This is a genomic window from Streptomyces sp. NPDC001700 (genome assembly GCF_053596435.1).
Genome location: NZ_JBSFGE010000010.1, coordinates 224812 through 237080, shown reverse-complemented (window position 1 = coordinate 237080; position 12269 = coordinate 224812). Strand labels below are relative to the sequence as shown.

Genomic DNA, 12269 nt, shown 5'->3' with positions numbered 1-12269 from the left:
GGCCCAGCTCCCGCCGCAGCGTGTCGGCCAGTTCGACGGCCGACCGGGCGTCCGGCCCGTGGTCGAGCAGGTGCTCGGCGACGTCCCGTACCGCGGTGTGGAACGCGTCCCCGGCGTAGCGGGCGTCGGCCTGCGCCGCGTGCGGCGGAGCGGGCAGCACCAGGAAGGCGGCCAGCTCCCAGGCCCGGGCGGGGTCGAGCGCCGCGCCGTCGTCCCGGGGCTCGGCGCCGTCCTGCGGGGCCGTGGTGTCCGCCGGGGCCGTGGCGTCCCGCGGTTGCGCGGCGTCCTGCGCGGCCGTGCTCTCGCGCGCCGCGGTGGCCGCCGCGAACGCCTCGTACGCCGACCGCCACAGCCGCCGCGACACCTCGGCCGCGACCGTATCGAGCCCGTCCGGCCCCGGGCCGGGCCGGTGCAGCAGCAGCCGCACCTGGTCCAGCGGGGACACGCCGCCCGCCTGGAGCCGGTCGGCGTTCACCTTGGCCTCGAACTGCTGGGTCGCGGTCAGTTCGCCACCGGCGGCGCGCAGTTCGGTCGCGGTGACGAACTCGGCCGGGTCCAGCCGCGGCGCGCCCCGGCGCAGATCGTCCTCCGCCACCTGGCCGGCGAGCCACCCCCGCACGTCCTCGCCCAGGGCCGGGGACGGGAGTGCGGCGGTGTTCCCGGGCGCGGTGGCGGCGGCCAGCTCGTCCGGCGGGACGCCGAGGTCGTAGAGCCGCGTGCCGGCGTCCTCCAGCCGGACCAGGGCATCCTCCAGCCGCTCCGCAGCGGCGGCGCGTTCGGCGGCGTCCGGGCCGGTGGCCGCGGCGGCCTGGGTGGCCTCTGAGAGGAGTTCCAGCGCCTGGGTGTGCTCGTCCCAGGCGAGCGCGACGATCTCGGCGACCTGGCTGCCGTCGTCGGTCCGGCCGTCGCCCCGGGGCAGCGCGGCCGGGGTGTCGGCGGGTTCCGTGGCGTCCGGCGCCCGGCCGCCCCCGTAGGTGGCCCCGAGGCCACCCACGGGCAGCGCCGTGCCGGGCCCCGAGGCGGGCGGCGTGATGTCGTGCGGCCCGATGCGGCCCCAGTCGGACAACGCGGGACGGCGCCCCGACGCGTCCGGGGCCATGTAGACGGTGAACGTCCGGGAGCCCGGGCGGCGGTGGAACCCGGTCCGGCCGTATGTGGTCCACACCTCGCGGCCCGAGTTCCAGGCGCCCACTCCGGGCAGCGTCTCGGCGAGGGGCACCCCGGCGGGGGGCCTGGCGCCGTCCGCCACCATGATGATTTCGGCGTCTCTGGGCGCGCCATGCAGATCGCCGTCACGGTAGACCAGTTCGCCGAACTCCGGCAGCAGCACCGGCGCGCCCAGGAAGCTGCCGTCGAAGACGTACAGGAACGGGAAGGGGAGGTCCGGTGCGTACCACGGGGCCGGGACCGTGCCGATCTCGATGAGCGATCCGTCGGGCGCGTAGTCCATCAGGGTGATGACGGTGGAGTCGAAGTCGCCGTCCATCCCGGCCGAACCGTGCCGCAGGTCCCGGCCGATGATCGCGCCCGCGGTGTTCTTGCCGAGCGTACGGTCCGACAGGGCGCCCTGGCTCTCCAGATGGTAGGCGGCCAGCTCGGGGAAGGAGACGCGACCCACGGCCAGTGCCTTCCGTACGAGCGCCACCGCCTCGTCGAACCGCGCCGGGTCGGGGTGGCCGAGGTGCAGCATGTCGGCGGCGAACCGCCCGGGGTCGTGGACGCCTTCCAGCAGTTCCAGCAGCTTGACCTCGGCCCACAACAGCCTGGACATCTCCGCCTCGCCCACCGGCTCCCCGGCGTCGGTTCCCAGGACCTCCCGGGCCATGGCCTCGGCGCTCTGGGTGCCGAGCGCGGGCAGCCGGCTCAGGGCGGTGTACACCAGCGGCAGCGCGACGAAACTGCTGAGGGGGCGCCCGCGCCTGGCCTGCCACGCGGCATCTGCCCACGCCAGCACCTCCGTGATGTGCTCGGCGCTACCGGGCCGGATGTCCGGCCGACTCGGCAGGAGCCCGCCCACCACCCGGTGGAGCAGGTCCAGGGTGAACTCGCGGCCGCCGTCCCGGTCGAAAGCCGCGTCGCGCATGCGCATGCGGTCCAGCGCGCCGATGCCCCTGAGCAGGGCCGGGTAGTTCGGCCAGTCCTGCACGTCGGGGTCGTGGAAAGCCTCCTTCAGCGCGCGCAGCAATCGCCGTGTCTCGTGGCGCACCGGATCGGACGCGAGGCCGGGGCCGTCGTGATGCCCGGCCATCCGGGCATGTTCGTCGAGCGCGGTGCCCTTCGGCTCGGGGCGGAACTTGACCAGGACGGCTCCCTGGCCTCGAACATCGCTCATCACGAGGACGACCACGGTGCCGTCCGGCATCGTGTGCGTGGTGATGCGGTTGAGGGCGCCGTACGTCGTCGCCTCGGAATCGGTGGCCACTTCCTGTCCGACGGCGACCACCGAGAGCGGGTCGGGGACGAATGGCAGCGGGCCGACCACGTTTCCGTCCAATACGCCGCCGACACCCGGCCGCGCCGCGGCGAAGCAGATCAGCAGCGCCCGGGCGCGGTCCGATGGCGCCTGGGCCAGGGTGAGCCAGCGGGCCAGGGCGCGGGCGTGGTCACGGCCGCTCTTGCGCTGGAGCCCGGACCTCGTGACCCACAAGACCCAGCCCGGGAGGCCATGCTGGGCGTCGAAGACCGTCCAGCCGACCGGCCACGGCACATGCTGCTTCTGCTCTCCGAACGTGCGGAGCTGATGGTTGTAGGTCGTGAACCAGGTCACCGTCGGTAGCTTCGCGGCTTCCGACACCAGCTGATGGCTGTGACCGTCGCGGGCCCCGAGGTCGAGCGAGACGAAGCCCGTCACCCAGCCGTCGGCGTCGGGGATGGGGAAGGTCTCCGCCTCCCGCTCCCAATCCTCCGCCCCGACATCCGAGGGCACCGGTCCGGGAACGGACATGAAGAAGTCCCTTCGCGGCCGTTCCGCGTCGTCCACCAGACCGAACACCCGGTGCCCCGGGCGGTCCGGCAGTTCCACCACGTCCGGGTGGCCGCTGGTGGACACCACATTGCGGTCGAGCCGGGTGGCGAGCGCCCTTGGCCGGGCCGGGTTGCGGCCGAAGCCGGGGGGCATCATCGCCACACCGACGTCCCACGGGAGGTCGGTCAGGACCGGGTCGAGGGCCATCAGCTCGCCCAGCACCTCGTCCGGTACCTCCCGCGTGAACCCCGCGCGCCCCCGCACCCGGACCTGGTGTCCGCCGGAGGCCACCAGGAGATAGGCGCCGGGTCGGCCCGGCGCGGTGGCCCATAGCGCCGGGCCGACCTCGCCGACGGTGGTACCTTCCGGCCGGCGGAACTCCACAGCGCTGAGGCTCAAGTCGAGGTCGGCCGGGACCCGGGTGTCGGTCCAGTTGATCCCCCGCGGACGGCCGTAGATGTCGGTGACGCGGAAGGGGTTGTCGAGCACGCCCCGCTCCACCAGATACAGAGCGCTCAGGCCCTCCAGGCTCCGGACGTCCCTCGCCTCGGGCGACGACGCCAGCCGGATCAGCTCGGCGCGCCGGTGGCCGGTCACCCGTGCCTCGGGGGGAAGCAGCAGGACGCGGTGGGCGAGCCGGTTCATGTCCAGCGGGCCGTGCCGCAGCTCGGGGTCGGCCGACCGCAGGCTGTTGAGCTTGGTCCGGGCGGCCAGTTCTTCGGGCGTGAACTGGACGGTGGGCATGGGCGGTTGGGGACGGCCGGACCGCCCCCGGGAGCTCCGACGTGACCTGGGTCCGTGGGTCTCGGGCCGGTTCCGGTCCGTCCGGTCCCGGCCGGGCCTGCGCGTGCCGCCGGGTGCGGAGGGGCGCCCGCTGTAGGTGGCGCCGGGGCCGGTGGCCGGACGGCCGGTGGAGGGGCCGGGGTCCGTGGAGGAGCCGGGGTCCGTGGACGGACCGACGGGGATCGCGGGGGGAACGAACCGGGGGGCGGCGTCGCTGCCCTCGTAGTGCTCGGTGCCCCCCACGGGGCGTCCGGTCGCGCCGACCTCGTTGCTGTAGAAGAGCTCGATCTCCCAGGCGGCGCTCGCGGGCCCGATCCCGCGCCGCATGCCGCGCAGGGTCGTCCGTCCGTCAGCCCGCCGGTTGAACCAGGCGATGTCGATGCGGGTGTCGAAGGCGTGGGCCAGCAGGTGGGGGAAGGCGTCGCCGATGTCGGAGTTCCAGCGGTTGTCCCAGTCCAGGACCGCGTCTCGCAGCCCGGCCAGTTCCCGGCCACTCAGGGGGGTGTGCCGGACGACCAGGTCGCGCAGCTCACCGAGCAGCTGCGCGGCGATGGGGAACTGGCGCTGGTCCGGTACGGGGACGCCCAGCTCGGTCAGCCGGGTCACCAGCTCGGCCTCGTCCATCCGGTCCACGGACGCGGCCCATCCGCCGGTCACCGAGTGGCGGTACTGCAGGACGATCTCGACGGGCAGTCGCCTGTGGTAGACGGTCAGGTAATCCGCGACGAACCGCCGCATGGCGGCGAGGACATGGCGGTCCGAGCGGCCGGGCACGCCGCCGCGCGCCAGGTCGGCGCGGACCCGCGCGGGGTCCGACAGCCAGGCGTAGGCGTCCCGGTCGGCGGCGGACCGGGCGGCCGCGGTCAGACCGGGCAGGCTGCCGCGGACGAGCAGCGGATCGCTCGCCAGGAACGCGTGCAGCAGGCAGGAGCCGTCCATGGCCACCGGCAGCCGCCGCCCCCGGGCCCAGCCCGTGGTTCCGCCCACCGGGGACATCGTGATCGGCGTCCGGGGCGGTGGCTCGGCCGTCCGGCCCTCGGACGGTGTCCCGGGGGCCGTCCCGCCCGGCAACGGCGCCGGAGCCGGAGCCGCGGGCATCGTGGACGGGTCCCCCGTGTGCTGCCGCTTGGCGGGCGGCACCACGTCGAACGACCGGGGCCGCCGCTTGGCCCCGGCCCGCGACCTGGGCCACCTGCCGCCGGTCGCAGGGCGCGTGGTCCCGCCACCGTCGCTCCGGCCGGCCGAGACGAAGTCGGCGGCGGTACGCGGCCGGCCGTCCGGGCCGGGGCCCAGGGCGATCGTGGTCCGGTCGTCGGCGTCGGTGAAGAAGTCCACCGTGCCGTACGCGGTGTACACCTTCGTGCCCGTGCTCCGCGTGACCGCGTCCAGCAGCCGCTCCACGGCCGGGCCCGCCGTGGCGGGGGCGGTGCGCGGGAGCAGGATGACGACCTCGCTGCCCGCGGGACGCTCGACGTCGATGGAGAGCAGGCGTGCGAAGTCCTCCGCCGGGACGCGGCCGGACAGCAGCCCCTCGCCCAGCGGGCCGTGGGCCCGGACCACCCAGGGCTGCGGGCCCTCCGGCCGGTCCCAGAGCGCCGCTCCGGTGGTGTCGAAGGTGAGGCTCCCGTCGGGCCCGACCCCGACCAGGGTGACCTCGCTCAGGTCGACGCCGAGGGCGTCGAGGCGCTGGTCCCCGTCGCGGCCCACCGCCGAGCCGTCGGGACGCCGGATGACCCGCTCCGGGGCCAGCACGCCCCCGGTCGCCAGGCGGAACGCGCCCAGCTCGGCGCTCTGGCCCAGGTCGATGTCGACGCGCGCCGCGCGCTCCAGCAGCCGCACCAGTTCCCGGCGCCGGGCCGGGTCGGGAGCGGCCAGGTGCAGGACGCGGGCGGCGAAGGCGTCCACGTCGTAACCGAAGTCCCGGACGGCGGTCGCCCCGCGCTCCGCCAGGCCGAACCCGGCCAGCACCGCGAGGCTGGGCGCGGCGGCCGTCTCCGGGGCCAGGGCGATGCGCAACAGCTCGTCCCGGTGCGCTCCGGTCACGGGCGTGTCGTCGTCCAGCAGCAGCACATGGCGGGCGAGCGCGTCCATGTCCAGCGGACCGTCGGCGAGTTCGGGGACGCCCGCCCGCAGCGTGTCCAGCCGGTCCAGGGCATCCCGCAGGTCGCCGGGGCGGACCAGCGACCGCTCCCGGACGTCGCTCCGGCTGCCGGTGCCGGCCGACGGGGTGTCCAGGCCGAACGGCAGGCCGTCGTTGACGGGCCGCGGCCGTTCCCGGCCGGCGGGCGGGGGCTTCGGCGCGCCCTTGCCGCCGGGCGGCCCGGCCGGGGGCAGACCGGCCACCGGCGGGACCGGGGCCGGCGGGGCCGGCGGGGTCGGCCGGGTCGTGCGGGTCGGCCGGGTCGTGCGGGTCGGCCGGGTCGTGCGGAAGTTCCAGGGGCGACGCGGGTTGCGGGGGCCGCGGGGCGTCGCCGCGAGGAAGCTGCCGCCGCGCTCGTACAGGACGATGGTGTTGTCCTCGTCGGCGGACGCGGTGCCGAAGGTGTCGATCGTGCCGTTCTCGTGCACGTAGGTCACGTGCAGGTCCAGGTGCTCGGCCACCAGCCGGGCCGCGAGCAGGGCCGTCTCCCGGTTCCAGCGGCGGGAGGTCCGCAGATGCGCGCGGACCAGGCCCTGCCGCACCCAGTCGGGCAGCGGCGGGAGGGACTCGGACAGCCGGCCGCCACCGCGCTCGAACTCCCGGCGCAGCTCGGGGGTGAGCGGGCGGAACCCGGCCCCGTACAGCTCGTCCTCGGTGAACGTGGCCCGGGGGTCGAGCCGGACGTTCCGCGGCAGCGGCACGGTGTCCATGAGCGCGGTCAGCTCGTCGACCACCTCGTACCCGCGGCCGCCCCCGGGCTCCGCGCCCAAGGCGACGGCGACGGCGGTATAGAACTGGTTTCCGTCGCCGACCTGCGGCTGGACCAGGTCGTACGCGTAGCCGTCGGGGTCGGTCAGCGTACGGACGTCGGTGGCCGCGTCGTACTTCGGCTGGTCCGCGTAGATCGCGTCCGCCAGGCCCTCCCAGGTCCACGGGCGGGTGGCGTGGGCGGTCAGCAGGGAGTCGTCCACCGGGGGCTCGGGCTTCGGCGGCGGGGGCGGGCCCTCGGCCACGGCGGCCGCCTCCACGGCCCGGAAGTGCCGGTCCGCCAGGTACAGCACGACGCGCTCGGCGTCGGCGCGCAGCGGGCGGTCGGGGTTGGGCGAGTAGTCCTGGTACGTGCCGTCGTCGCGGACGACGCGCACGCCCACCCCGTACATCCGGGCCGCGAGTACGGGGAGCACGTCGGCGACACCGTGGTTCCAGCCGGTGTCGTGCGTGGCGTCGGCGGCACGCCGGAGCTGGGCAGCGGCGAGCGCGCGGCGCTGCGCGGGGGTCAGCGGCCGGTAGCGGCGGTCGGGGGCGGGCCGGTCGCCCGCCGAGTGCGGGATGACGCCGAGGGCGTCGAACTCGCGGCGCTGTGGGGTGTCGGTGCCCAGGTCCAGGGCGGCGGCGTCCAGTTCGGCGGAGGTGAAGGTGTCCGTCTCGTCCGGGGAGAAGTACGTCAGCAGCGGCGAGTCCTCCGGCAGCCCCTCCACCGCGTCCGCGAAGGCGTCGCGCAGGCCGGCGGCGTCCAGTGCGGTGCCGTCGGACCCGGTGCGGGCCGCGGGCAGCGCGCGCTGGAACGCGCGGTAGAACGAGTTGTCCGCGGGGACGTCCAGCAGCCGGTGGGCGGTCCCCTCGGGGGACTTCAGCGCGGGCGCGCCGTCGCCGAGCGCGGTCACCTCGGTGTACCGGGGCGGTGTGCCGGACGTCGCGGGCTCCTCCCGGAACGTCTCGTCCCGGGTGTCCCCCCGGCGCTCCGTGCCCGTGCCGTCGGTGTCCGTGCCGGTGTCGCCCCCGGTGCTCTCCGTGCCGGAGGTGTCCGGCTCCGGGGTCTCGCCCTCGGACAGTCCCTCGGGCGTCTCCTCGGCGATGGACTCCAGCACCGGCGTCCGCGGCGCCCTCGGGCTGCGGGGGGTCCGCGGCCTCCCGGCCGGATCCGTCGTCGGCTCCTCGGCGAGGGAACCCAGCCCGGGCGCCTTCGCCGCCTTCGGCCGGGCGGAGTGCCTGAGCGGGTTCTCCGTCCGCCCGGTCTTCCCCGGCGTCCAGTCCGTCACCTGCGGCTCGGGCAGTCCGGCGCGGGTCGGGATCGCGCCCTCCTCGCCGCTGGGCGGGTCCTCGGGCAGCTGGTGCCAGCGGGTGAGCCGATCGGTCTGGGCGCGCAGGTGGTGGAGGGCGTCCGCCGCGTCCTCGGCCTTGCGCTCCTGGCTCCGCGCCTCCGCGACGCGCGCCTCCACGGCGCGCTCGGCCGCCCGGAACGCCTGGGCCGCCGCGTGGGCCGCGTCCCGCGCGCCGGCCAGGCTCTCCTCCGCCGCGGCCGTACGGCGGTCGAAGTCCTGCCGCGCCGCCGCCGCCATCCGGTCGCGTTCCCGGCGGCGGATGCCGGCGACCAAGGCGTCCGCCTCGGCCAGCGCCTTCCCCGCGCTCGCGAGCCGGGCTTCGGCGGCGGCGCGCCGCGCGGGCGTGTCGGTGTCCGTCAAGGTGTGCAGCAGGGCGGTCTGATACGTCAGCAGCGCCTGTGCGGCCAGTTCCGTGGCGGACCGCAGCGCGTCGGCCACCGGCGCCGGGAAGTCTCCGGGGGCCTGCTCGAGCGCCGCGTCGGCCGCCGCCGTCGCCGCCGCGAAGTCCCGCCGCGCGGCCGCGAGCTCCGCTCCCGCGGCGTCCTCGGCCGCCCGGCGCTGCCGCCGGGCCACCGAACGGGCCACCATGGCGGCGGTGGCGGCCTCCCGCAGATCGGGGAGGTCCCGGCGCAGCTCCCAGTACTTCGCGTCCTCGTCGGCCCACGCATTGGCGGCGTCCTTGACCTTGGTCCACGCCGTGGCGAGGGACTCGGGGAAGTTGTCGTCGGTGATCAGCCCGAGCTGGCGGGCGACGTCCTCGCGCACCCAGGCCAGTACGTGGGTCCGCGACTCGACGGTCTGCGGGCCCGGCTTGACGCCGCCGAGCGAGCCCAGCAGGTGCTTGCGGACCCAGTTGCTCGACGGCAGGTCCTTCAGCTGCCGCTGGACCTCGGCCACGCTCAGCCAGGCGGTGGGGATGGCGAACGCGAACACCCGGCCCGTGCTGGGCTTGACGTTCACCTGGCGGGCCTGTTCGCCCGCGATCACCCGCCCGTCGCTGTCGGAGGTGTCGGCGCCGGTGCCGGAGGCGCCCGGGTTCGCCGCGCCGACGGTGTCCGACTTCAGGGCGGGGGCGCCGCCGAACACGGTGTTGTGGTCGCCGCCCTGGGAGGCGGTCTCGTTGTGGCTCTGGGTGACCCGGACGGAGGACTCCATCCGGGCGCCGTCGGCCACCGCCAGCAGCTGCGCGCCGGCGAAGTCCGGCCGGGAGAACACCCGCAGCGCTCCCTCGGAGCGGTCCGCGACGGCGTTCTCGACCAGGCCGGCGGTCTCGTAGCCGTCGTTGCCCGAGGCATGTTCGAAGAAGGCGGAGAGCGCACCGGAGCCGTGGGAGTCCTCCAGCACCTGCGCGGAGCCGGTGCCCTCGGCGGTCAGCGGGGTGATCCGGGCGATGCGCAGGGCCCGCTCCAGCACGTCCCCGGTCAGCCGTCCCGAGGCGGTGGAGAGCCGGTTGTCGTACGCCTTGCCCAGCGCGATGGTGCTCGCCGCCAGGATGTTCTCGGCGCCGATGATGTTGCGGACGTGGAAGCCGTTCTGGGGCGGGATGAACGGACCCTGTGTCCCGTCGGGCAGGGTGATGGCGCGCCAGGAGTCGAGGGCCCCGGTGATGTCGCTGTCCGTCTTCAGCGGGGAGTCGTCCCCGCTGAGGACGCTCACCGCGGCCGGCTCGTCGGCGATCTCCGGCGGGGCCAGCGGATCGGGCCCGTCCGCCGGGGCGCCCGGGGCGGCGTCCGGCCGCATCAGGCTGAGCGGGACGATCTCCCGCTGGATGCCGACGTCCCCGCTGTGCTCGATCCGCCGGGTCTCCGGGTGCCGGGGCTCGTCCCCCCTCTTCCGGCCCATCTCCAGGGTGATGCGCAGCCGGTAGCGGGTGGCGTACTCGGCGTGCGGCTCGCTGGTGTACGTGGTCCACAGCCGGCCCCGGAGGCGGGCGTCGGCCCCGGAGACGTTCTGCCGGTTGGAGCCGGTCTCGGCCATCGACGGGCCCGCCATCGGCACGTGGGTGTCGCCGGTGTGGACGCCCTCGTTGATCTGGGTTCCGGCGTCGCTGCCCCGCCCGGTGGGGAAGGCGTCGCTGTGGCTCTCCGTCGCCCAGCGGTGGTCCTCCAGTTCGGTGCGCGGCCACAGCTGGACGAACCGCTGCTCGCCCACGGGTTCGAGCTGGGCACGGATGCGTACGTTCCGCCCGCCGATCCGGACCCGCTTCCAGCCGGGGCCGCCGATCCGGGCGGTCACCCCGGAGCCCCTGCCCATCATCTCCCGGCGCAGCGCGCGGGTGACCCGGGCCGAGGTCAGGCGGTAGATGGCCTCCCGGCTCTGGTCGTCGATGGCCAGGTCGTTCAGTCGCCGCTCGAACTCCTCCACGACCTTTGAGGTGTCCAGGGAGTTGACCGGGTACGTGGCGAACGGGGCCTTGCGGAACCACCGGGGCTGGAGCCAGCCGCGGCGGGTGTACGACGGGCCGCCGCCGAGGTCGTCACCGCGGATGAGGCCGAGCCGGTGGGCGACCCGCTCGGGCAGGTGGCCCAGCCAGCCGCCCTTGACGACCTGCCGCTCCCCCGCCCAGTCGCGCAGTGTGCGCACCACCGTGCCCAGCGGCGAGAGCACACCGGAGGAGCGCGTCTCGGCGGCCACCTCGTGCTCGGCGTCGCCGGTGGTGAGCACCTGGTGGCCCATGTCGACCCGGTTGATGTCCGAGGTGACCGTGCGGGTGATGGTTCCGCTGGAGCCCCGGCTGCGCCACCACGGCCGCCAGACCAGGCCGTAACCGCCGGTCACGCCCGGGCCCTGCTGGTGGGAGTGACCGTAGACGGCGGTGAACCCGGCCGACTGGGTGAAGGACTTGCTCTGCACCCCCGCCGCCTTGGTGCTGCCGCCGACTGTCAGCTCGGTCTCCATCGGCTGCGGCCGGTTGAGCGCGCGCAGGTTGGTGACCCGCATCCGGTGCGCGACGGTGGCCAGCCAGTCGAGGTAGGGCCCCTTGCCGAACAGGCCCGTGGTGTGCGATCCGGTGGCGCTCGCGTTCTGGTCGACGTTGGCCGTCAGGAACTGCGGCTGCTGCGGGCGTACGGCGGCGTCGTGCGCGGGGGCGCCGACCCGGGTCAGCTGCCACTTGTTGTGGGACGCCTTGGCCAGGACCCGGTCCACGATTCCCGGGGAGGCCGTGTCGGCCACCACCGACAGGGTCTGGTGGGGCAGCCCGTCCAGCGGTCCGGGGTCCCGGCCGTCCTCGGGCGAGGCGTCGATCAGCTGCCTTGCCTCGTCGCGGGTCATCGCGGCGCGGGTGACCGGGTTCGGGTCCAGGTACGGGTTGTCGGCACCCGGCGCGTGCGGGTCGGTCTTCGGGGAATGCTCGGACGGGACGCTCAGCAGCACCTTGCCCCGGACGGCCGGGACCTCGGCGTCGCCGCCGATGATGTCGCCCCGGCCCTTGGGGCCGCGGACGAAGAGGGACGTGCCGAGGATGCCGAAGCTGACCAGGCCGCGCAGCAGGCTCCGGGGCCGCCAGTAGCCGCCGGTGCTCACGGTGAGGGACAGGTCGTAGGAGTAGAGGTTGCCCGGCTTGGTGCTGACCGCCATCTGGTCGAACGTGGCGGTCGCGCCGTAGCCGGACTCGTCCCGCGTCTGCCAGCCCGCCTGGTAGCCGAACTGCCCGGTCAGGGCGTGGGTGGGGAACCCGATGTCGTCGACGGCGGTGTCCCGCAGCGACGCCACCGCCTCGAAGCCGAGCTCGATCCCCTGGGCCCCGTACCGGCTCTCGTCCAGGGTCATGGCGCCGGGCGCGCTGTGGCGCAGGATGGTGTCCGTGGGGGACACATAGGTGCGGTTGGTCAGCTCCGCGTCGATCCAGATGTGGTAGTAACCGCGGGTGAACCGGCCGGGGTTGACCAGGCCGATCCGGATGCCGGTCCGGCTCATCGCCTCCAGGTTGCCGGCCATGCTGTGGTGCGAGAGCGCGTTGATCACGGTCAGCGTGTTGTGCAGGACCATCTGGTAGTGCGCGTGGTCGCGCCACCTCGGGTCGTCCGGGTCTCCGAGGTCCTCCAGCCGGGCGACCATCGTGGGGTACCTGCGGGCGACGGCGGTCAGCACCTGCCGGGTGAACGAGTCGAGCCGGTTGCGCTCGGCGAAGGTGACCCGAGGGCTCTCCGCGGCAGCGGTACCGCTGCCGGTGTCGCTGTCTTCGGCGACGGGCCCGAGGGCGGTCTCGGCGGAGGTGTCCTCGCCCTCGGTGCCCGCCGCGAACCTGCGGCTGTACCGGCCGTTGGCGTAGAGGAAC

Annotated in this window: 1 protein-coding gene (running past both ends of the window); it reads right to left on the bottom strand. The window is 75.2% G+C overall.

Every position in this 12269-nt window falls within one protein-coding gene, locus tag ACWC5C_RS20895, for a lonely Cys domain-containing protein, read on the bottom strand. The gene is 76236 nt long; 38234 of those nucleotides lie to the left of the window and 25733 to its right, leaving coding positions 25734-38002 in view (codon 8578, partial, through codon 12668, partial); the first complete codon in reading order (the gene reads right to left) occupies positions 12266-12268. Both the start codon and the stop codon lie outside the window.